This window comes from Verrucomicrobiota bacterium, assembly GCA_016871535.1.
Lineage (GTDB): Bacteria > Verrucomicrobiota > Verrucomicrobiia > Limisphaerales > SIBE01 > VHCZ01.
Genome location: VHCZ01000055.1, coordinates 1 through 22,214 on the forward strand (window position 1 = coordinate 1; position 22,214 = coordinate 22,214).

The following is a 22,214-nucleotide window of genomic DNA, read 5'->3' on the forward strand; positions in this document are numbered from 1 at the left end:
CTCCGGAGTCGAGCGTTGAAGCGGCCTAAAGGCCACGGTCCGAGGAGACGGTTCATGGGAAGCTTTCTTAGCCTCAGGGCCATGCCCAGGCCCTTGAACCGAAAGCCGTGCGGACCGCAGCCTTCAGGCTGCTTCCGTGCACTCTCCGGAGTCGAGCGCTGATGCGGCCTAAAGGCCACGGTCCGGAGGATCGGTTCAGGGGAAGAATTGGCGGACAAAAACTCCGCGATCGCTTGCCCCATTTAACCCATCTAACCCATTTACGGATTTAACTTTGTAACGCTGTCACGAATGCTTTTCCGTCGCGGCATATTTCTCGTGCTTGAATGGAGAGCGGCTCTTATGTTCCCCCGGCGATGAAAGTGACCTATTATTTGGAAGTCATCTCCTCCTGGTGCTATTGGGCGGAGCCGGCGTGGGCGGAACTCAAACAGCGCTACGCTGGCAAGGCGGAGTTCGACTGGCAAATTGCCCTCATGGACCCTTCCGGATTGCCCACGTCGAAGAATCAATGCGAGTGGTTCTATCGCCGCAGCGGGACCCTCGTGCGATCGCCGTTCATGCTGAACTCCGGCTGGTACGAACCCGAATTCAAAGAGTACCTCGCGCCCAATCTCGTCGCCGAAGCGGCCAAGGACTTTGGGGTCACCGATGACCGCGTCCGCCTGGCCATTGCGCACGCCGGTTTGCGCGAAGGCCGCAAGGTCGGGCGCTGGGAGGAATCCGCTTCCATTGCGGCGAACGCGGCCGGCCTGGATGCGAAGGCCTTGCTGCAACGCGCTCGCTCGCCCGAGATCGAAGCCCGGTCGCGCGCCTCGACGCAGGAGTTTTACGCGCTCAAAGTGACGCAGCGGCCCACGTTCGTCCTGGAAAGCAATATCGGCGACCGCGCAGTCTTCTCCGGCTTGGCGGTGGCGGCCCCGCTCATCGCCACCCTCGACGCGATGCTGAACGACGCCGCGGGATACGCGACGCACGCCGCACACTTCGGCCCGCCGCCGAGCGCGTGAATTTCAAGCCGGCGGATCAGGCAGGAGCCAGTATTTCCTTCAAAGCTCTCAAGCATCGATCGTTTTCCGCGGGCGTGCCGATTGAGATGCGAATCCATTCTGGCAAACCGTATCCGGCCATCGGCCGGGTGATGATTCCGCGCTTCTGCAGCTCCCCGAAAATTCGCGGACCGTCCCCGACGCGCACCAGAATGAAATTGGCCGCCGAAGGAACAAACGGGAGCTTCAGATCCTGGAATGCCTTCTCGAAGAAGCGAAGGCCAGCCGCGTTGTTCGCGCGAGTGTTGGCCAGATGCCCGGTGTCGTCCAGAGCGGCCAAAGCGCCGGCCTGGACCAGCGAATTGATGTTGAACGGTTGGCGGACTTTCTCAAGCGCCGCGATCAGGTCTGGATGCCCAAGGCCGTAGCCCAGGCGCAAGCCGGCCAGCCCATAGACTTTGGAAAACGTCCGCATCAGCAACAGATTTGGCTTCGCTCCGTCCCGCATCAGGGGCAGCAGATCCAGCGGTTCATCGAGGAATTCGATGTAAGCTTCGTCCAGCACCAGCAGGCAATGGTCCGGAACTCCGTTTACCAGACGCATCACCTCTTCGCGCGGCGCCAGCGTGCCGGTGGGGTTGTTCGGATTCGCCACGAAGACGACTCGCGTTTGAGCGTTGATTGCCGCGTGCATCGCGGGCAGATCGTGTCCGTAGTTCTTCGCCGGCACCGTCACCAGGTTCGCGCCAAACATCCGGGCGATAATGGGGTAAATGGCAAAACAGTATTGCGAGACGATGACCTCCGCGCCCGGCGCCATGAGGGCATGGCCGACGAACTCGATGATTTCGTTGGAGCCGTTGCCGAGAATGAGGTGGCGCGGCTGGAGGCGCAGCTTCTCGGCGAGCTTCTGCTTGAGATAGAAGGCGTTGCCGTCGGGATAAAGGTGGAGCTGGTTCAACGCCTGTCGCATCGCTTCCAGTGCGGCTGGAGAAGGCCCGAGGGGGTTTTCGTTCGAAGCCATCTTGATGATGTCGCCGGCGGGCAACCCCAGTTCGCGGGCAACTTCTTCAATCGGGCGTCCCGGCTGATAGACCGGCAGGTTTTTCAAGGCGGGATTAACTGGCAAACGATTCGGCATACTCACATTCATTCTTCGCAAAGCGATGGGTGCCTTAGAGGCAGCGGCCGAGAGCCTCTTTAATACAGGTGGGGAAGTCAACGGCGCGGTGCCGCGGCTCAGCAGTTCTCATTTTAGCCTGCACGGAGTCCCGGCTTTAGCCGGCCGGCGCACAAAACCGGCTAAAGCCGGAACTACATGCGGGCTGTGCGCTCCCGTCTGTCGCCAAACTGAGAATTACTGGCCGCGGCGAGACGGTGGGGCGAGGCTCCGGCCAAGCCATTCGTCGAGAGCGATCAGCTCGTCAGGATGCACACCTCGATTTGCCTGAGCGAACCTAACGAACGCAACGCGGTGGCATTGACAGCTCTTTTCGCGCCCGCCACGATGCGCCGCAGCGTGAAGACCGAGTTGTCCTCCGCCGATCCGCGGGACGCCGAACGGATAATCCGGCAATTCCTGGAAGCGGCGCCCGACGCGATCATTGTGGTCAAGCAGGACGGCACGATCGCGTTGGTGAACTCGCAGACAGAGCGCCTGTTTGGCTACGCGCGGGAGGAATTGCTGGGACAAGCCATCGAGTTGCTTTTGCCCCACCGCTTTCGCGAGCAGCACCGCGCCCATCGCATGGTTTTCGCCCAGGCTCCCCGGGTGCGGCCTATGGGCGTTGACCTGGATCTTTACGGCCGGCGCAAGGACGGGAGCGAATTCCCGGTCGAAGTCAGCTTGAACCCGTTTGAGTTTGAGGAGGGCACTTGGGTGATCAGCGCGATTCGCGATCTCACCGAGCGCAGACGAATCGAAGCGAAAGCCCGCGAATCCGCGGCGCGCTACGAGGCGCTGGTCGAGTCCCTGGACGGCGTCGTCTGGGAAGTGGAATTGCCAGCCCTGCGTTTCACGTTCGTGAGCCGGCAAGCCGAACGCATGCTGGGATACCCGGTTCGATGTTGGCTCGAAGAGCCGAACTTTTGGGCGGATCACGTTCACCCGGATGACCGGGACCAAGCCGTGAGTTATTGTTTGACCCGTACCACCGCGAAGGAGAATCACGACTTCAAATACCGCATGCTCGCGGTGGACGGGCGCGTGGTTTGGGTTCACGACCTCGTCACCGTGCTGGTAGAAGACGGCCGGCCTTCCAAACTCCGCGGCCTGATGGTGGACATCACCAAACACCAACGCGCGGAAGCGGCCTTGCGGGAAAGCGAGCAGCGATTCCGAACGCTGGTGGAACAAGCGGCCGACGCCTTCTTCTTGCACGACACCGACGGCCGGATTCTGGATGTCAACCGCCGCGCTTGCGAAAGTCTCGGTTATGGCCGGGATGAGTTGCTGCACCTGGGGGTTTTCGATGTGACGCAGGATTACAGCTTGGATCGAGCGAAGGAGGCTTGGGGCCAGGTTCAACCTGGGCAGTTCGGTACGATCAGCGGACACCACAGGCGCAAAGATGGGACGACCTTCCCCGTCGAAGTGCGCTGGGGTTGTCTTGAGGTCGAGGGGCAACGCTTGTTTCTGGACTTGGCGCGCGACGTGACGGAGCGGCAGAACTCCGAGGCCATCCGGGAAGCGATGCTGAACTTGGGCTCTAAACTCAGCGCGGCTTTGACGCCCAGCGAGGCGGCCCGAATTATCTTTGCCGCAGCCGATCAACTTTGGGATTGGGACGCGGGCACCCTGGATCTTTATTCGCCCGCCGAAGATCGGGTCTGGGCCGTGATGTATCTGGACACCATCGACGGCGCCCGCGAGGAGGTGCCGTCGGATCAAGTTCTGCTGGAACCGACGCCTCGCATGCGGCGCATCATGAGAGAGGGGGCGGAGTTGATCTTGCGCACCCCGCCGCTCGTTCAAGACTCCGATGCGATGATGTTTGGAGACACCTCCCGGTTGTCCGCCTCCATCCTGTGCGCCCCCATTCGCTGGCAGGGCAAGTCGCTGGGGGTCCTCTCCATCCAGAGCTACACGCTGCATGCCTTTACCGAGTCTGACTTGAAGAGCTTGCAGGCTCTGGCCGATCACTGCGGCGGCACGATCGAACGCATTCGGACGACCGAGGCCTTGCGTGCGAGTGAAGCCCGCTTTCGCGCCGTCATCGAGACCGAGCCGGAATGCGTCAAGATCGTCACCGCGGACGGAGTGTTGGCCCAAATGAATACCGCCGGCCTGGCCATGCTCGAAGTGGATTCGCTGGAGCAGGCCAGAAGCTGTTCCTTGGTCGAGTGGGTCGCCCCGGAACATCGCGCGGATTTCCGATGCTTGCATGAACACGTGATGCGCGGGGAATCGGGAACCTTGGAATTCGAAGTGATAGGCGCGAAGGGCACTCGCCGCTGGCTGGAAACGCGCGCCGCGCCTTTGCGAGACGAGCGAGGGCAGGAGGACGAATCTGATTTGCGCAATCTCGCGCGCCTGGTCTTGGAACGATTCGGCTACACGGTGCTGGAGGCCCGGGATGGACCGAGCGCACTGCAGATTTGGCGGCGGAGCAAAGCCAGTATTCGCCTCCTGCTTACGGACATGATCATGCCCGAGGGGATGACGGGACGCGCCCTGGCTGAAAAACTGCGTGCCGAACGGCCGGATCTCCCGGTGATTTACTCCAGCAGTTACAGCGCCGAAATCTTCGGCCACGGCATGACTCTGCAAGCAGGCGCCAAATTCCTCCAGAAACCGTATCATCCTTTGGAACTGGCGCGTGCGGTCCGCCAGGGCCTGGACGCACTGAATTAAATTCAACCGCAGCGGGGCCTGGACGCGAAGGAACGGCGATCCTAGCGCTGCTCACAAGGCCGCGGAGAGCTGCAAACATTCAATCCCGCGCTGCTTTGCCAATGGCTCTGACGGCCATCACAGAGCTTCCACAATGCGGTTGACGTCCACGTGCTTCGCGATGAGGTCGCGGATCAGCGAGATCTTTTCCGTTTCGTTCGGGCGCGTCTTCACAATCAAATCGTGCACCTTGGACGCGACATCATAGCTGTCGTCCGAAACCACGAGAACCGGGAACGGCATCTTTTCGATGATGCGCCGCGCGCTCGAACTGGGGCGAAGGCTGCCGGTCAGGATAACGCCGGCCAATCCGTCATTGCCGCTCAACAAAGTGGAGGCCGCGGCCAGGATGATGTCCTCGCGGTCGCCGGAAGCAATCACGAGCACGCCGGGGAGGAAAAGGCTTGAAGCATTCTGAACCTCCATCGCTCCGACAATCACGTCCTCGACACGGTTGTAAAGCTGGTCTGGACTGTTCAACAGCTCCGCCCGGAGTTCCTCCTGGACAAACTCCATGGTGGGCCGCGTCAGCATGGCCTGGTGCGGGATCACGCCGAGCAATTCCAGACTCCTGCGCTTGAGCCCGCGCCGCGCAAAATCGGCGATGTAATCGATCTTCTCCGGCGTCACTTTGTTCAGGATCACGCCGATGATCTCGACGCCTTCCTTCTCGAAGAGCGCCTGGTTGAGCGACACCTCATCAATGGGCCTGCCAATTCCGCCTTGAGTGACGATGATGACTTTGGAGTGCAGAATCTTGGCGACCCGCGCGTTCGACAGGTCGAAAACCGAGCCCACGCCGGCATGCCCCGAACCTTCGCAGAGCACGAAATCCTTCTCCCAGGCCACGCGGTCGAACGCTTTCTGGATGCGTTTCACGAGCGCGTCGTAATTCGAGGATTGAAGATACTTGCGCGTGAAGTCGGGTTCGACCGCGATGGGGCTCATGTCCACCAGCGGGCAATTCAATTGGTACACCCGGTCCATCAGGATCGTGTCTTCGTCGATCTTCTGTTCATCGACCTCCACGAATCGTTGGCCAACGGGCTTGATGTATCCAATGCGGGGATAAAGGTTGCGCAGCGCGGCGAGCAAGCCGAGCGAAGTCGTGGTCTTGCCGTCGTTCTGCCTCGTGGCGGCGATAAAAACGCGGGGTGTGACTGTGTTCATGAGGGCAATCGAAGCAACCGCTGTTCAGATCCTTCCTATCGACCGGGTAGGGCTGCGTTGCCGCGCAGCCGGTCTTCTGTCGATGCGGCGGCGCAGCAGCACCGCCCTACCGGGGATGGGTTCAAGGGCCGTGCGCATGGCTCGAAGGCTGTGGAGGTTTCCGCCGAACCCACCCCTTCACCTCTCCCAGGAGGCGAACTTGAAACCAGCCCTGAAAAGAAAGGTCCCCTCCTGGGAGGGGCAGGGGTAGGTTCACGCGTTCAAAGTGCGAATAGGTTTCGGAGGATCCTCTCACTGAAATCAATGAGTCCTTATTCCCCCGGCAGCCGCCGCGCCGTCTCAGGATAAAGCAATTTGTAAGCAATGCTCTGCACGCCGACGATGGCGGCGACACCCAGGATGTCGTGCGCGTTGGATCCGCGCGACACATCGGCCGCCGGACGATCCATCCCCAGCAGAATCTGGCCGTAGGCGTGCGCCCGGGAGATGTGCTGCACCAGTTTGCTTCCGATGTTGCCGGAATTCAGGTCTGGAAAGATCAGCACGTTGGCGCGCCCGGCCACTTTGCTTTCGGGAAGTTTTCGCGCGGCGATTTCCGAAACGAGCGCGGCGTCCAACTGCAATTCGCCGTCGAATTCCGCCTCGAGATTTCTTTGGCGGGCCTTCTGTTCAGCGAGCGCGGTGGCGGCTTGCACCTTGCCGATGGTCGGGTGCGTTGCGCTGCCTTTGGTGGAGTAGGAGAGCATGGCCACGCGCGGCGGCACGCCCAACATCTGCCGGGCCAGTTCCGCGGTCGAGATCGCGATGTCAGCCAATTGATCGACGGTCGGTTCCGGGATGACGCCGCAGTCGGCCATGAACATCACGCCGTTCTCGCCAAAACGCGTGTCTTCCACTTCCATGATCATGCAACTGGAGGCCGTCGTGGTCTGCGGCGCGACGCGAATGATCTGGAACAACGGGCGCAAAACGCTCCCGGAAATCTCGTTGGTGCCCGAGACCAGCCCGTCGGCCTGATTCATGGCGACCATCATGGCGCCGAAGTAATTGGGCCGAAGCATTGCCTCCCGCGCTTCTTTCTCGCGGACGCCTTTGTGGCGGCGCAACAGCTCAAACCGCCGGGCGAAGTTCTCCAATTCTTCGCTTTCGCCTGGATTGATGATGCGCACGCCTTCGGTCGAGACGTTGAGCAACTCGGCCACTTCTTTGACTTTGGACCGGTCGCCCAGCAGGATCGGGACACCGAGGCGCAAGGAATGGAACTGGCGCGCCGCCTGCAAAACGCGCGGCTCGGTCCCTTCCGGAAAAACAATCCGCTTGGGATGCCGTTGCAGCTTCTCAATGACGTTTCCAATAAATCGCATGGGGCACTAAGGTAAGGGGAGCCGCGGAAACTGCAACTGGGGATTGGGTTAAATGAGTTAAATGGGTTAAATCGTTAAAACCGTTGCATCGTTAGATCGAGGATTGTGGGTTCCCAGTTGGAGCGCGGCCCGGTGGTCGGGTTTCATGGGCGTTTGAGCAAGAGTTCCCGGTGAGGCTCGTGGTCGTTGTTCCATTTGCGCAGAATCTCGTCGCTGCGGTCGAGAAACAGTTTTTCGTTCTTCCAGGTTTCTCCGTGGCCATCGGCAAAAACAACGTTGCACCGCGAGCGGTGTCTCTGACGCGCCCAGGCGGTTGTCGGATAGTCTATCCGCTCGCCACTCGAATCTCGAAGGCTGGTCTGTTTGTAGTTGATCCCCATGACCTCGTCGCGGCCAAAGTCATTGCAGATTTCACCGGAGCGTTCCGTGAAAGCGTCTCCAAAAGCGAGCATATCGTTGGGATTCTTCACCCGGAAAGCCGGCAAGCCTTCGGGGCCGGGCGACAAGCCAAGAGCGCGTGTGAAGAAGCCATGGTCTCCGGACATCGGGATCGCGTCCGTCGTTGTTAGACCGTCGCGATTATATCCGTAGTTTGGAGCGCCGACTCTGGCCCGCTTGCCCGGACAACGGTAGAGTTCGATCGGTTCTGTTACCGCAGGAGAGAGATTATCTGGCCAATGTCCCACGAGGCAATCCGCCAGCGGAGGGAGGGTACCTCTCAAAATCATCTACGTACAGGTTGAGCGCCAGTCCCAATTGCCTGAGGTTGCTCTGGCAACGCGCCGAAAAGGCAGCCGATTTGGCTCCCCCCAGCGCGGGCAGGAGCAGACTCGCCAGAATCCCAATGACAGCAATCACCACCAGCAACTCGATCAGTGTAAACCCGCGCCTGCGACTTGCCCTATCTCTACGCTCTTGCCTTCCGGTCATGAAACCCACCCATCTTAATTCATTTAACCCATTTAACCCTGTAACGCTGTAACGACTCACTCGCTCTTCCCTTTGATCGTCCGCGATTCCTCCGTGCCCTCGCTGAGGAAATGGATCGTCACTTCCTTCGAGCCGGCCGCGGCGACGGCTTCGCGAAATTGCTGCCGCGTCTTGACGCTCTTCTCGCCCACTTTCGTAATGATATCGCCGGGCTTGAATCCCACCAACGCCGCGGGACTGTTGGGCCGCACCGCGGTCACCATCACGCCTTCAGCCTTCTTAACCTCGAATTCTTTAGCCAATTCTTCCGTGACCGTCTGCACGGTTAGCCCCAGCGCGGCCGGGCTGTCTGGGGGCGAACGCCTCGAATCGGCGAGTTGTGAAATTTCCTCATCCGGCCAGGCTTCGGTCTTGACCTGGATCTGAAGGTCTTTCCTGCCCCCGTGATCGTCGAGGCGCACGACGTCGAGCACGATCGTGCTCCCGATCTTTTTGGCGCGGATGGCGTCGCGCAACTCCTGCACGTTCGCCACGGGCTGGCCTTCCACGGCCTGAATGATGTCGAACCGCTTCAGGTCGGATTTGAAAGCGGGACCGTTGGTCTGGATCACATCCACCACCAACCCATTCTTCAAATCTTCCACTTGAGTTCGGAGCCGGGATTCGCGCAAAGGGCCCGTGGCAATCCCCAGCCAGGCCCGGGCCACTTTGCCATGGGCAATGAGTTGCTCCGCGACATCTTTGGCGCGATTGATCGGCACGGCGAATCCGATGCCGGTGCCCAACCCGCGCACGAGCGTGTTGATGCCAATGACTTCGCCGCGAATGTTCACCAACGGGCCGCCGCTGTTGCCCGGATTGATGCTCGCGTCGGTCTGGATGAAGTCCTGGTCCATTTTGGCGCCCAGCGAATCCCGGCCAAAGCTGGGAATGATCTGCTGCCGGCCTTTGGCGCTGACGTGACCGAACGTCACGCTGTAATCCAGCACGAACGGCGCGCCGATCGCGATGGCAAATTCGCCGACGCGCGTCCGGGCGGAGTCCCCTAACTTTGCCGTCGCCAAACCTTTCGCGTCGATCTTGACCACCGCGATGTCGGATTGCGGATCGGTCCAGACCTTAGTGGTCTCGAAATCGCGGCCATCCTTGAACCGGACTTTGATCTTCTCCGCTTCTTCGACCACGTGAGTGTTCGTCAGAATGTAACCGTCTTCCCGGATCACGAGGCCAGAGCCGCTCCCGTCGAATCTCGGATCGCGGCGCGGTGGCGGCTCTTTCGGCTCTTTCTCCAGATCCTCTTCGAGCTGCCGGCGAGATTCTGGCGGGAGCAATTCCCAGAGCGGATGGTCGCGATGGAAGCGCGCCGTATTGGGCCGTTGAGCGATTTCGATGACGACGACGGCGGGCGAAACCGTTTCGGCCACTTGCACGAACGCTTCGTTCAATTGCTGGGCGATTTCCAGCGGCGACGCGGCGTCCGCGGCGTTTGCGGAGGGCGGGTCAATCAGCGTCGCCAGAACAATGGCGGCACAAGCCCCGGACGCAGCGGTTTTCATTTTGGACTTGCTTCCGCGGTAGGGCGAGACCGTCCCGGCGAGCCGTGTCCGACGTCTTGGAAACACGTTCGAGGCGGCTCGCTGGGGACAGGCTCGCCCTACCGAGGTCAAACTGAGAATCGCTGATCGGGACGCGCGTGCTCTTGCTCCGGAAGGGCGGTTTCTTTTCATATTGGGCAACACTATTCCCTTTTCGCAGGAACACCAGAAAAGGTTAGGCGCGATTGAGGCATTACCAAGGCATTACCTCCGTCTTCTGTCCGACGGTTGACTTGCCCGGAACGGCTCGATAACGTTTTCCAAGAAAGTCACAACGATGCTTGAAGCCATTGAAAAACTGCTCGTTCTCCAGGACCGCGATCGCCAGCTTCTCCGCGTCCGCAGCGAGCTGAACGGCCTGGGCCCGGAGCGCCAGTCGCTGCAAACGCGGGCGGACGCCGCGCACACCGCATTGGAAGCGGTGAAGTTGAAGGTGAAGCAAATCGAATCGGAGCGCAAACGGCTCGAACTGGAGGTCGAAGGCAAGAAACAACAGATTGAGAAGTATTCCCTGCAGCAATTTCAAACCAAGAAGAACGACGAATACCGCGCGCTCGCGCACGAGATCGACACCTGCAAAGCCGCGATCTTCGAGCTGGAAAACCAGGAGTTGGAATTGATGGAGCAAGCCGAACAGCTTCAAAAACAGGTCGCCGCTGCCACTCAGGCCGCCCAGGAGATGAAGAAGCTCGTGGAGGGAAAACTAGTCGAGCTGTCTGCGCGAGAAGGAAACTTGAAGAAACAGCTCGCGGAACTGGAGGCGAATTACGACGAACTGCTGGGCGGCGTCGAATCCGGCGTGCTCGCGCGTTACCAGCGGCTCCGCAAACAACGGGGCGAGCGAACCGTCGTGGGCATCGAGCACAGCGTCTGCGGCGGCTGCCACATGAAATTGCCGACGCACATCGTCATTTCCTGCCAGGGCCAGCAAGATCTGGTCACGTGCCCGAACTGCGGGCGCATCCTCTATTACGCCCGGCACATGGACCTGGCGGTGGCGGAGTAGGTCAGATGTCAGTTGCCAGCAGCCAACGGGCTGGAACGCTACTTTCTCAACCAGTCTGCGGGTCTTTCTGACCACTCTCCACGGACAACTGACAACTGACCATGCGAACCAGGCTGATCTACTGCCGATTGACGTTTGGCTTCATCGCCAGCCTTTGGGCCATTCTCCCTGTTCGCGGTGATGACTGGCCTCGCTGGCGCGGACCGAACCTCACCGGCATTTCGCAGGAAAAGGAGTGGTTGACCCAATGGCCCAAGGAAGGTCCGCCCGTGGCCTGGAAAGCGTCGGTCGGCATCGGCTACGCCTCGGTCGCCGTCAGCGGCGGAAGGCTTTTCACCGTAGGCAATGATGAAGAAAACGACACCGTCCATTGCCTCGACGCGGCGACCGGAAAAGAACTTTGGAAACATTCCTACGCGTCCGATCTCGGCGACAAGTTCTTCGACGGCGGTCCGACAGCGACCCCGACGGTGGAAGGCGAGTTTGTCTATACCTTGAGCCGGTGGGGCGATCTGTTTTGCTTCGACGCGAGCAGCGGGAAGATTCGCTGGTCGAAGAACGTGCAGAAGGAAACAGGCATCCGGATTCCCTCTTGGGGATTTGCCAGTTCGCCGTTCGTGCACGAAGAATTGTTGCTCTTGAACATCGGCGAAGCAGGTCTGGCCGTCGAGAAACAGACGGGCCGGATCGTGTGGAAGTCAGCAAACCGAGACGCGGGCTATTCGACGGCAGCGCCCTTCCAGCGCGCCGGCGAGTGGTTCGCCATCCTGGCCAACAGCAAAGCCTACTTCGCCGTCAATATCCGGACCGGCAAGGAGCTCTGGCAATTCCCGTGGCTCACCAGCTTCGGCGTCAATGCCGCGGACGCGATTGTCTCCGGCGAGTTTTGCCTGATCTCATCCGGCTACGGAAAGGGGGCCGCGCTTTTGAAGATGGGGGAAGGCGAGCCTGCGGTCGTCTGGCAAAGCCGAGAGCTGCGCAATCAATTCAACTCCAGTGTGCTTTTGAACGGATTCGTGTACGGTATCGACGGCGATACCACTTCTCCGGCGGCTTTGAAATGTTTGGAGTTCAAAACGGGCCAGGTGAAATGGGCCGCGGAGAGCATCGGCTCCGGAGCGCTCATGGCCGCAGACCGCAAGCTGATCGTGTTGAGCGAGCGGGGCGAACTGATTACCGCGCCGGCATCGCCGGAAGGTTTCAAACCCACGGCCCGCGCGCAGGTGCTGGGCGGCACGTGCTGGACCGTGCCCGTGCTGGCGAACGGGCGCATCTATTGCCGCAGCGCTGCAGGCGATCTGGTCTGCGTCGATTTGCGCTCGAGAAAAACCATTTGAGATCGCTCTCCGTGATCCCAACTCCTCCAGGTGATGCTAAAGCCGTTTTTCCCCTCACCCTGGCCCTCTCCCTTGGGGAGAGGGAAGAAAGCAGCCCGCGCACGGACAACGCGGCACGCTCGGCCTTTCAGGACGCGGCGACCGGTTCTCCCTCTCCCCGGGGGAGAGGGCCGGGGTGAGGGGAAAGACGATGGACTTCAACTTCGCGCACCGACCTCTCCACACCATCTCGAAATGCTCCTGACGCTATGAACTTAACACGTCGTCGTTTCCTGAAATCAAGCGGCGCTACGGCGCTGGCGTCGATCTCCTTCCCCAGTCTTTTGGCACAGACGCCACGCAAGTACCGCACCGCGCTCATCGGTTCCGGTTGGTGGGGGATGAATATTCTTCGCGAAGCCCTGGCTGCGGGCCGTTCCCAGGTCGTGGCGTTGTGCGACGCGCACCAACAGAATCTGGACACCTGCGCCGAACAGGTCGCAAACCTTTCGGGCGACAAGCCGAAAAAATTCCAGAACTTCCGCGAGTTGCTCGACCAAGAGAAACCGGAAATCGTGATCATCGCCACGCCGGATCATTGGCACGCGCTGACGACGATCGCGGCCGTCAAAGCCGGCGCTCATGTGTACGTGGAAAAACCGACAGGTCATACGATTTTGGAAAGCCGCGCCATGGTCAACGCCGCGCGGTCTGCCGGACGTGCGGTCCAGGTGGGATTGCACCGGCGCATCGGACCGCACCATGTGTCGGGCATGAAGTTCCTGAAAAGCGGCGCGGTGGGCGAGATCGGCATGATCCGGGCCTTCGCGCACAGCCGGGGCGGCCGGGAAACTCCGAGCGCCAACAGCGAACCACCCGAAGGCATGAACTGGGACTTATATTGCGGACCGGCGCCGCTGCGCCCGTTCAACACCCGTATTCATCCCGGCGGCTGGCGCAACTTTCTGGATTTCGCCAACGGCACGCTGGGTGACTGGGGCGTGCATTGGCTCGATCAGATTCTTTGGTGGACCGAGGAGAAATATCCGAAGCGCGTTTTTTCAACGGGTGGCCGACCGATTCGCGGCCAGCCCGTCTTGAACGAACGGGAACAAACCTCGGACGCCCCGGACGCGCAGGTGGCCGTCTATGAATTCGAGTCGTTCACCGCCGTTTGGGAACACCGCAAATTCGCGGACAACCACGCCGAGAAAAGCGCTATCGGCTGCTACTTCTACGGGACCAAAGGAACGTTCCACATAGGCTGGCGGGACGGATGGACTTTTTATCCGGTCAACGCGCGGGAGAAAACCGTTCACGAAGATTCGCAATTGCAGGAGCCGGACGGACACAACATTAAACTGCTCTGGGCTGATTTTCTGCAAAGCATCGAAACCGGGAGGCCGCCGGTGGCCGACGTCGAATTGGCGCACCGGTCCACTAACCTGAGTCTCCTCGGCATGTTGTCGTTGAAGCTGGGCCGCAGCGTCCAGTGGGATGGCACGAAGGAAATGATCGTCGGAGATCCGGAGGCCAACCAATTGTTAAAGCCCCCGTATCGCGCACCGTGGGTGTATCCGTCGGCGTGAGCCCTTCAATAGTAACCCCTCGGTTACCGACGGTGGGGCGAGGCTCCCGCGAGCCAATGCGATCGAGGAAAGGCTCGGCAGGAGCCTCGCCCCACCTCAACTGAGCGGATACATTCAGTAAGCGTTTTCGTCGTTGAAGCAGCCTGCCAACGAAGTAAATTGCCTTTAGCCGTGCCAGCCACTGAAGTCATAAGCCAACTGCCGTTCACGCTCCTCCTGTTGCCTCTGGCGATGGTGGTCGTCGTGGCGTTGCTGTTTGCCAGGCTCATCTTGAAACACGTCCGCAGCACTCGCGGCGGTCCCCGGGATGGCGGAGACCCTGATCCCTCACTGCGTGATCGCGGACGGACTCACGGGGGTCACCTGCCCGCGCCGTGCCGATGGTGCGCAATTCGGAGTCACAGCCTCCAGGCGGTGCAGTCGGCTCTCGGCTTGCACAACACCAGGCTGTGTTCTTGGGACGATGGAATCGCGCAACTCTCGGAGCACAGCCTTCTCATTTCCCCGCCGATTCGAGGCTGGGTCCTGATCGTAGGCCACGGTTTGCCCGATCCGGCGGATGATCCGGACCGAAGCTTTCATTTCTTGCGGCGGTTGAGCCGGACATTGGGCCACGTTCATTGCTTCAGTGTCCACCCGGCCTTGAATCATCACGCCTGGGTGCGGCTCGAGAACGGGAAAGTGTTGCGCGCTTACGCCTGGGCCGGAGAGACCGTGTGGAATCAGGGGGCACTGACTCCCGATGAAATCGGCCTGGGACTCAAGTGCTTCGCTTATGGCGAGACCGTGAATGACGATACGCTTTCGCCCGGGGAACTCCTGCACGGGAACTTGGAGAAGGTCCATCGGCTGGCGGCGCGATGGAGTTTGGACCTTGCGTCGGTCAATGAGGCCGCCGCCGCTTCCGGTGAAGGAGTCCTGGGTGACCTGATTCACGCGAGACGACGTTGAGAGCGCCTCGCAGCGCTACGTTGAAACGGTAAGAGGTCGAAAAAGTTATAGGTCATAACGGCCGATTGCGCGAGTTAACTATTTAGCCTTCTTAACCAGCTAACTCTTACCGCCCCCGGACAAAACCATGACGCCAGAGTCCTGCCCCAACTGCGGCGCGGACCTCCCACGCCACGCGAAGGCGTGCCCCGAATGCGGTTCGTGCGAACAAACCGGTTGGTCCGAAGACGCGAAGTCCGACGCGCTTGGTTTGCCTGACGATTCGTTCGACTATGAACAATACGTCAAACGGGAATTCGGCCCTGGAGAAGTCCGTCCGCGCAGCCTTCATCCGCTCTGGTGGGTGACCGCGGTGGTTCTGCTTTTAGCGTGGGTGACATGGCTTTTCTGGCGGTGAACTTTTCGTCCTCGGATTGCATTGGGCTCGTTTTACGACCATTTCCGATTCTCCGCTTGCGCCGCGGTTTTGCCTCAGTCTTTAATACGCGGCACACAAGACCTGTTTTGACCGAGTTATGATCATGCGCCGTCCGCCGACTGATATTCGTTTGTTCGAGAGGAATTCTCATGAACCGGGTAGGGACGGATTCCACTCCGTCTCTGACCTTACTCAGCGATCGAAAGAGCCATTCCAGGGACGCGGTGGAACGCGTCCTTACCTGTTCAAGGGCCGTGTGCATGGTTCCGAGACCCAGGCCGCTTCCCATGAGCCCGTCTCCCGGACCGTGGCCTTTAGGCCGCTTCAACGCTGGACTCCGGGGAGTGCGCGGAAGCAGCCTGAAGGCAGCGGTCCGCACAGTCTCATGGCCGGTGTCGTCACTCTCGCGCTCGCGTGGATCGCAGGCGGTTCGTTCTACCAAACTTCGGGACAACCCCTTCCCACTGCCCCCGCGTCGCAAAACCAACGCGCGAATCCCGCCGCCGCGCCGGCTTCGCCAAATCAACCCGGTCCTGCCTCCGCGCCGCGCGCCCAGACTCCTGATCCTTTTGAATTCCTCGACGGCGACCGCGTCGTGTTGCTGGGCGACACCCTCATCGAGCGCGAACAACTTTACGGCTACGTCGAAACCCGCTTGCTGGCGCGGCATCCGGATCGAAAGATCACCTTCCGCAACCTCGGTTGGAGCGCCGACACTCCGCTGGGCGCATCCCGGATGAGTTTCGATTGGCCGAAGCCGGAGGAAGAATGGCTCAAACACCTGCTCGCGCAGGTGGCAGCAGTCAAGCCAAGCGTCGCGATGGTGGGCTACGGAATGGCCAGTTCCTTCGCGGGGGAAGCCGGGCTGCCCAAATTCAAGGCGGACCTCGCCAAGCTCATCGAAGGGATTCAAGCGCAGTCGCAGGAAAAGCGGGTCCGGGTCATTCTCTTAAGTCCGATTCGGCACGAACCCTTGCCGCCGCCGCTGCCAGACCCGGTGAACCATAACGCTGTGCTTGGTCTCTACACCAAGGCCATCCAGGAAATCGCCGAAGCGGGCGGACATCATTTCATCTCTCTCTTTGATCTGTTGCCGGACGGCACGAAAACCGACCCGCCCGTGCCGCTGACGGACAATGGCATCCATCTCAACGCGGTGGGTTACTGGACGCTCGCTGAAACCATCGAGCAGGGCCTGGGCTGGATCCCGACCGCGTGGCGGCTGGGCTTCACTCGCGATGGCCAGCCCCGGCGCGGCAGCCAGTTGATCAAGGTCGAAGATGTGGTCCGGACGGATAACTCCGTTCGATTCAAGGCGACCACGGATTTTCTGGAGCACTTGATGGCCCCGGGCGATGACAGCATGACGCCACGACGGACGCCGCCGAACTTGCTTCAATTCATGGGGATCAAGGCTGGAACTTATGTTTTGAGGATTGACGGCCACGCGGTGGTTGGCTTTGACCACGGCGACTGGGGGCGCGGGCAACGCATCAGCGGCGGCCCTCCGCAAGCGCGCACGGAGCAGCTTCGTCAAACCGTGATCAAGAAGAACGAACTCTTCTTCCATCGCTGGCGGCCGCAAAACCAGACCTATTTATTTGGCTTCCGGAAGTACGAGCAGGGCCAGAACGCTCGTGAAATCCCGATGTTCGATCCCTTGATCGAAGAACAGGAAGCGAAGATTGCCGAGCTGGTGAAGCCGGTGACACACACTTACGAACTGCTGACTCCGGAAGACGCCGCGGCAACGCCTCCACCTGTCCCAGCCGCGGCTGAGCCCACGCCCAAGGCCGAAGTGCCCGCGCGTCCCACGGCGGCGCCGGCTCAAAATCCCGCGCCCGCGCGCGCCTCTGAGCCGAACGCATTTCAACCGCAGCCCCGGCCGAATTTTCAGGTTGCGGAAGGCTTCGACGTGCAGCTTTTTGCGGAGAATCCCCAATTGGCCAAACCGATCCAGATGAATTTCGATCCGCAAGGCCGCCTCTGGATCGCGAGCTCGTCCGTCTATCCGCAGATCCAGCCGGGCCAGGTGGCCAACGACAAGATCCTTGTGATCGAGGACACGAACGGCGACGGCAAAGCGGACAAATCGACCGTCTTCGCCGAAGGGTTGCTCATCCCGACCGGCGTCGAGCCGGGCGACAGCGGCGCGTATGTGGGCCAGAGCACGGAGTTGCTTCACTTCAAAGACCTCGACGGCGATGGGCGAGCGGACCAGAAGCGCGTGGTGCTTTCCGGTTTTGGCACCGAGGATACGCATCACATCATTCACACGCTGCGCTGGGGACATGACGGCCAACTTTACTTCAATCAATCGATTTACATCCACAGCCACATCGAAACGCCGCACGGCGTCGTGCGCCTCAACAGCGGAGGGATTCTGCGTTTGCGTCCGCCCACCATGGAACTGGGGATTCACTGCAAAGGCTGGGTCAATGCCTGGGGACATGACTTCGATGCGTTTGGTCAATCGTTCGTCACGGACGGCGCCGGCAGTTCGGGCATCAACCTGGGTGTGCCCGGCGCGATGTACGTCACGTACGAAGGCGCCCGCCGAATTCTGGGCGGAGTGAGCCCTGGGAGTTACCCAAAGTTTTGCGGCCTGGAAATTATCCGGAGCGAGCACTTCCCGTCTGACTGGCAAGGCAATCTGATCACGTGCGATTTTCGCGCGCATCGCGTCGTCCGCTTCGCGATCAATGAGCAAGGCTCCGCCTACGTCACGAAAGAAATGCCGGACGTGCTGCGCACGTCCGACGTCACCTTCCGGCCCATCGATGTGAAGCTCGGTCCCGACGGCGCGCTCTACATTGCGGACTGGTCCAACCCGATTATTCAACACGGCGAAGTCGATTTCCGCGATCCGCGCCGAGATCATGAGCACGGGCGCATCTGGCGCGTCACGGCGAAAGGCCGGCCGCTGGTTTCCAAACCGAAATTGAAGGAGGCCGGAAATGCCGAGCTGCTCGCGCAGTTAGTTTCGCCGAACGCGTTCAATCAACGCCAGGCCCGCCGAGCCATTACCGAACGTGGCTCATCCATCGCGCCCGATCTGGCGAGTTGGACGCAATCGCAGGCTTCCGAGAAAGCCTTGCTCGAAGCGCTCTGGATGTATCAATCGATCGATTTGGCCGAGCCGGCGCTTCTGGAAAAGGTTTTGTCCGCGAAAGACGGACGCATTCGGGCCGCCGCGGTCCGCGTCGTGGGTTACTGGCGCGAGCGGTTGAAGGATCCGGTCAGTCTGCTCGCCCGGGCCGTCGCTGATGAACATCCTCGCGTCCGCCTCGAAGCGGTGCGGGCGTTGAGCCAGATTCCGACCGCGCGTTCGGCGGAGTTGGTCTTGAGCGCATTGGACAAACCGATGGACCCGCACCTGGACTACGGCGTTTGGCTGAGCATCAATGATCTGGCTAAACCGTGGATCGACGCGGTCCAATCTGGCGCCTGGAAAATCGAAGGCCGCGAACGACAATTAGAATTTGGTTTGCGCTCGATTGAACCCGCGCTGGCCGGCTCGGTTCTGGAGCGGCTGCTGGAAACGCGTTCGATCCCGCGCGACGGCAGCGGGCCGTGGATCGATTTGATCGGCCAGGCCGGGTCACCGAAAGAACTTCGGCTCTTGTTCGATTGCATCTTGGGAAAACGACTGGACGACTCGGCGGCCGCAACGGCGCTCGCGGCGCTGGGCCAGGCCGCTCGCACGCGCAAAGCCAACCCCTCTGGCGATCTGACATCCGCCGAAAACTTGCTGGATCATTCAAACGCGACTGTGCGCGCGCAAACGATTCGACTGGCCGGCGCCTGGCGGTTGTCGCGCGTGGCGCCGCGCATCTTGCACGCTGCCGGAAACACCTCCGCGCCATCGGCAGTGCAGCAAGCCGCTTTTGAAAGCTTGCGCGAACTGGGCGGAACCGAAGTCATTCAAGGACTCGAACCGCTGACCGCGAAGGGCAAGCCGCCCGCAATCCGTCGCGAAGCGGCGCGGACGCTCGCGGCTCTGAACCTTGAACAAGCGATGCCGCGCGTCCTCCATGTTTTGTCGGAGACCGGCAGTGAAAACGAGGCGCTGTCGCTTTGGAGATCGGTTCTGGCCAACAAAGGCGCGGCCGGCGTCGCCACACGCGCGCTCGCGAAAGCCACGCTTCCCGCGGCTGCTGCCAAGGCGGGTTTGCGCGCGGCGCGCGAAGGCGGACGCAACGAACCTGATCTGGTGCTGGCCCTGGCCCGTAGCGGGAATCTGGAGGAAACCGCCCGCGATCTGACTCCTGCGGAAATCCAGCGAATCGTCGCGAGCGTCAACGAAAAGGGCGATCCGGCACGTGGGGAAGCGCTTTACCGCCGGGCCGACCTGAATTGTCTGGGTTGCCATGCCATCGGCGGCGCCGGAGGGAAAGTCGGACCGGACATGACGTCCCTGGGCGCCAGCGCGCCGATCGATTATCTCATCGAGTCGTTGCTTTATCCGAATCGAAAGGTCAAAGAGGGTTATCACTCGACGATCCTCGAAACCAAAGATGGTTTGGAACTCTCCGGGGTGCTGGTCCGGGAGACGGGGACTGAAGTGGTCATCCGCGATGCGACGAACAAGGAGGTGGCCGTGGCAGCGAACAACATTCAAAGGCGCTCCACCGGCGGCTCGATCATGCCCTCAGGACTTCTCGATGTCCTCACGGGCGATCAGCAGATCGACCTGTATCGGTTTCTTTCTGAGCTCGGCAAACCCGGACTGTTCGACGCGTCGAAAGGCAACGTGGCGCGATTTTGGAAGCTGTTCGCGGCGACGATTGACGCGGCCCAGTTCGGCGACGAACGGGTGTTGAAGAGCGATCTCACCGATCAAGGTTGGACGCCGGCGATTTCCTGCGTCGATGGCCGCCTGTTGCGGGAGGAGTTGGAAGCGAAATTGAAATCGGTTGCGGGCCGGCATCCTTCCGCAGTCTACGCCGCGGCGCGATTCCAGGTGGCCAGGGCGGGCCAGGTCCGGCTGCAATTGTCTGCCAAACCGTACGTCGCGCTGTGGATCGACGGGCGTCCCGTCACGGCGGCCAGCCCGATTCAGACGGAATTGTCCTCCGGCAATCATACACTGGTGGTCAAGGTCGATGCGCGAAATCTGCCGGAAGAAATCCGGTTGGAAACTGCCGATGGGACGTTCCTGACCGAGTAAGAGCTTGCCGCTCCGGCCAGCCCGGACCGGTGTCGCTTGACAACGCTCACGGCCAACGTGAGAGCGGAAAGGAGGCTATTCAAGAAGCTGCGAGTGTTTGCCGATTACGAGCATGAACGCAACTTCTCGAATCGCGAATCCAACGAATATTCTGCCAACATGGTGCTGGGAGGGCTTGATTGGGAGTTGTGACGCGGCGCCAGAACCAACCGCAGATGAACGCAGCGCGGCAAGCTGCAACCAAAGTCCTTACAACGTTAAATCGTCATCGGTTCCAATGCACCTCAGCCCGCCATCGCAGACATGGCGCCCTGCGGTGCGGTGGAGACATGCTTGATCCAAGGAATCAGCAGCATTGCGAGGATGAACAAGGCGATGCCCGTGCCGGTGGTGAGGATGCCCTGAAGTCGGGTGTAAATCGCAGCCAGCAGTGTCACCGCGAGAATCGCCGTTGCGGGCGGATGACCCCGAGTGGATCCAGCGCCTCTACTTGCAGCACATGGAAGTGTTCTTTCCGCACCGATGGTTTCGCGTGGAAGCCGCGCCAGTGGCGGGAATGTTTCTGGCGGTCGAGCGTTTGCCGGCGGGCGCAGGTTGGATCGAACGGAATCGTTCCCAATTGGCGAAGCTGAAGAATGTCATTGGGACGCGATCGTCGGACATTTCGGAGGCCGATCAACTTCGCGCCGAGGCGGAACTCACGAACGTGCTCCAGCGGCTTGGGGTTGATCCTGCAGAATTGGAAAATACGGGTCTGAAACAGACAGGACCGTTCTCCCCCCAAACTCATTCTCTCTTGGTCCTGCTTTCCGGCAACGTCACGCTTCTTTGCGAAGATTTCAGAACCGCGGATTTCGCGGATAGGCGCGGATGAAAGGGCCCTTGGGTTGAGTCATCTGCCTCCTATCCGCGTAATCTGTGAAATCCGCGGTCGAAATTTCTCGAAGCTGCGTTCAAATCCTTCACCCATTTAACGATTTAACGTTTTAACGACCTCGGTTGCGGCTTTGTCGCGCTGTGAGCTATTGCGGCTGGAATGTTTCCAGGATCAAAGCTCAACATCCTCCGGACGGACTTCCAAACACTCGTCCTGGTCTTCCCAGATGATCACGGGGTAATGGTCGAGGAGTTTCGGAAGCAGTTCGCGTCCGGCCACACCAAGCAGGCGCTCGGCCTCCTTCGCGGCGTTCTCGAAAGCGCGGTCGTAGTCCGCTACGCCTTTGCGCTGCCGATCGTCCCAATGCGCGACCGCGTGGATCGGCGCGTATTCTTCAGCCCATTGTTTGAGGCGGCCTTGAACTTCATCAGGCAAATCCTCAAAGGCCACGATCGTTCCGCCGCAGTGCTGGCAAACCAAGCCCGACTCGATCACGTCGCGAGTCAACAAAGGCACGAGCGGGGCGCGGCAGCACGGGGCTTCCGGATACGCGGCCGGGACATTCGCCAGCCGTTTCAGCCAGATCTGGCGGTCGTGAGCGACTTGCGCGGCCAGGCGGTAGGTCCCCAAAAGCGGATGCGAAAGGCGCCAGCCGCGTCCTTCCAGTTGGCTCAGCGTCTGGGCCATCCACCGGGCCAGCGTCAAGTCGTCGAAGTCGCGGAAGATGAGGCTGTATTCGGCCCAGAGTTTTTCCACCGGAGAATCGGATTCGTCTGCCATCCGGAGTACATTGGGCTGGGGCGGGGGATTTGTCCAGAGTCTGGCGGCGTGCCAGGGATCAGTGTTCAGTAATCAGTAATCAGTTTTCAGTCCCACGCTGGCGGCTTTCACTGATTACTGAATACTGACCACTGATCACTGACATTGCTGACAACTGACCACTGACA

General features: G+C 60.5%; 16 protein-coding genes. 9 read left to right on the forward strand and 7 right to left on the reverse strand.

Features of this window, described 5'->3' with window-relative positions; all coding sequences use genetic code 11:
- The first annotated feature begins 356 nt into the window (after positions 1-356).
- Positions 357-1,010 (forward strand): DsbA family protein, encoded by a 654-nt coding sequence (locus FJ398_09755; protein MBM3838234.1) that lies wholly within the window; start codon positions 357-359, stop codon positions 1,008-1,010.
- Positions 1,011-1,026: 16 nt separating this feature from the next.
- On the opposite strand, the gene FJ398_09760 is transcribed toward FJ398_09755, so the two are convergent.
- Complete coding sequence (locus FJ398_09760) at positions 1,027-2,130, reverse strand: histidinol-phosphate transaminase (protein MBM3838235.1); 1,104 nt, start codon at positions 2,128-2,130, stop codon at positions 1,027-1,029.
- Positions 2,131-2,463: 333 nt separating this feature from the next.
- On the opposite strand from FJ398_09760, the gene FJ398_09765 reads away from it, so the two are divergent.
- On the forward strand, positions 2,464-4,842 hold the full coding sequence (locus tag FJ398_09765; protein ID MBM3838236.1) for a PAS domain S-box protein: 2,379 nt from the start codon (positions 2,464-2,466) through the stop codon (positions 4,840-4,842).
- A 117-nt stretch (positions 4,843-4,959) separates the two neighbouring features.
- Here the strand turns inward: FJ398_09765 and FJ398_09770 are convergent, their stop codons facing one another.
- From FJ398_09770 to FJ398_09790, 5 genes are all read right to left on the reverse strand, one after another.
- A complete protein-coding gene (locus FJ398_09770; protein ID MBM3838237.1) occupies positions 4,960-6,051 on the reverse strand; it encodes a hypothetical protein in 1,092 nt (363 codons plus the stop codon).
- Positions 6,052-6,362: 311 nt separating this feature from the next.
- Positions 6,363-7,415, reverse strand: a complete 1,053-nt coding sequence (locus FJ398_09775) for a phosphotransacetylase (GenBank protein MBM3838238.1) — start codon at positions 7,413-7,415, stop codon at positions 6,363-6,365.
- 143 nt (positions 7,416-7,558) lie between these two features.
- Positions 7,559-8,143, reverse strand: a complete 585-nt coding sequence (locus tag FJ398_09780; protein MBM3838239.1) for a hypothetical protein — start codon at positions 8,141-8,143, stop codon at positions 7,559-7,561.
- Positions 8,082-8,345: a type II secretion system protein gene (locus FJ398_09785; protein MBM3838240.1), complete on the reverse strand. Its 264-nt coding sequence runs from the start codon at positions 8,343-8,345 to the stop codon at positions 8,082-8,084. The genes FJ398_09780 and FJ398_09785 overlap by 62 nt, the downstream gene beginning before the upstream one ends.
- Positions 8,346-8,401: 56 nt before the next feature.
- Complete coding sequence (locus FJ398_09790; protein MBM3838241.1) at positions 8,402-10,072, reverse strand: PDZ domain-containing protein; 1,671 nt, start codon at positions 10,070-10,072, stop codon at positions 8,402-8,404.
- A gap of 145 nt (positions 10,073-10,217) precedes the next feature.
- On the opposite strand from FJ398_09790, the gene FJ398_09795 reads away from it, so the two are divergent.
- From FJ398_09795 to FJ398_09825, 7 genes are all read left to right on the forward strand, one after another.
- Positions 10,218-10,946, forward strand: a complete 729-nt coding sequence (locus FJ398_09795) for a hypothetical protein (protein MBM3838242.1) — start codon at positions 10,218-10,220, stop codon at positions 10,944-10,946.
- A 101-nt stretch (positions 10,947-11,047) separates the two neighbouring features.
- Positions 11,048-12,283, forward strand: a complete 1,236-nt coding sequence (locus FJ398_09800) for an alcohol dehydrogenase (GenBank protein MBM3838243.1) — start codon at positions 11,048-11,050, stop codon at positions 12,281-12,283.
- A 248-nt stretch (positions 12,284-12,531) separates the two neighbouring features.
- Positions 12,532-13,851, forward strand: a complete 1,320-nt coding sequence (locus FJ398_09805; protein ID MBM3838244.1) for a Gfo/Idh/MocA family oxidoreductase — start codon at positions 12,532-12,534, stop codon at positions 13,849-13,851.
- Positions 13,852-14,022: 171 nt separating this feature from the next.
- Entirely contained in the window at positions 14,023-14,802 is a 780-nt protein-coding gene (locus FJ398_09810) for a hypothetical protein (protein MBM3838245.1), read from the forward strand.
- 127 nt (positions 14,803-14,929) lie between these two features.
- Positions 14,930-15,199, forward strand: a complete 270-nt coding sequence (locus tag FJ398_09815) for a zinc ribbon domain-containing protein (GenBank protein MBM3838246.1) — start codon at positions 14,930-14,932, stop codon at positions 15,197-15,199.
- A gap of 118 nt (positions 15,200-15,317) precedes the next feature.
- Positions 15,318-20,390: a hypothetical protein gene (locus tag FJ398_09820; GenBank protein ID MBM3838247.1), complete on the forward strand. Its 5,073-nt coding sequence runs from the start codon at positions 15,318-15,320 to the stop codon at positions 20,388-20,390.
- Positions 20,391-20,820: 430 nt separating this feature from the next.
- The gene (locus tag FJ398_09825) at positions 20,821-21,264 is read left to right on the forward strand and encodes a hypothetical protein (protein ID MBM3838248.1); all 444 of its coding nucleotides are present in this window, start codon (positions 20,821-20,823) and stop codon (positions 21,262-21,264) included.
- 174 nt (positions 21,265-21,438) lie between these two features.
- Here the strand turns inward: FJ398_09825 and FJ398_09830 are convergent, their stop codons facing one another.
- Positions 21,439-22,047, reverse strand: a complete 609-nt coding sequence (locus tag FJ398_09830; GenBank protein ID MBM3838249.1) for a hypothetical protein — start codon at positions 22,045-22,047, stop codon at positions 21,439-21,441.
- Between the last annotated feature and the right edge of the window lie 167 nt (positions 22,048-22,214).

What these genes read in the sequence shown, in the direction of transcription:
- FJ398_09755 (MBM3838234.1), top strand. Translation starts at nt 357, where the DNA reads ATGAAAGTGACCTATTATTTGGAAGTCATCTCCTCCTGGTGCTATTGG.
- FJ398_09760 (MBM3838235.1), bottom strand. Translation starts at nt 2,130, where the DNA reads ATGCCGAATCGTTTGCCAGTTAATCCCGCCTTGAAAAACCTGCCGGTC.
- FJ398_09770 (MBM3838237.1), bottom strand. Translation starts at nt 6,051, where the DNA reads ATGAACACAGTCACACCCCGCGTTTTTATCGCCGCCACGAGGCAGAAC.
- FJ398_09775 (MBM3838238.1), bottom strand. Translation starts at nt 7,415, where the DNA reads ATGCGATTTATTGGAAACGTCATTGAGAAGCTGCAACGGCATCCCAAG.
- FJ398_09780 (MBM3838239.1), bottom strand. Translation starts at nt 8,143, where the DNA reads ATGATTTTGAGAGGTACCCTCCCTCCGCTGGCGGATTGCCTCGTGGGA.
- FJ398_09785 (MBM3838240.1), bottom strand. Translation starts at nt 8,345, where the DNA reads ATGACCGGAAGGCAAGAGCGTAGAGATAGGGCAAGTCGCAGGCGCGGG.
- FJ398_09790 (MBM3838241.1), bottom strand. Translation starts at nt 10,072, where the DNA reads ATGAAAAGAAACCGCCCTTCCGGAGCAAGAGCACGCGCGTCCCGATCA.
- FJ398_09795 (MBM3838242.1), top strand. Translation starts at nt 10,218, where the DNA reads ATGCTTGAAGCCATTGAAAAACTGCTCGTTCTCCAGGACCGCGATCGC.
- FJ398_09800 (MBM3838243.1), top strand. Translation starts at nt 11,048, where the DNA reads ATGCGAACCAGGCTGATCTACTGCCGATTGACGTTTGGCTTCATCGCC.
- FJ398_09805 (MBM3838244.1), top strand. Translation starts at nt 12,532, where the DNA reads ATGAACTTAACACGTCGTCGTTTCCTGAAATCAAGCGGCGCTACGGCG.
- FJ398_09815 (MBM3838246.1), top strand. Translation starts at nt 14,930, where the DNA reads ATGACGCCAGAGTCCTGCCCCAACTGCGGCGCGGACCTCCCACGCCAC.
- FJ398_09820 (MBM3838247.1), top strand. Translation starts at nt 15,318, where the DNA reads ATGATCATGCGCCGTCCGCCGACTGATATTCGTTTGTTCGAGAGGAAT.
- FJ398_09830 (MBM3838249.1), bottom strand. Translation starts at nt 22,047, where the DNA reads ATGGCAGACGAATCCGATTCTCCGGTGGAAAAACTCTGGGCCGAATAC.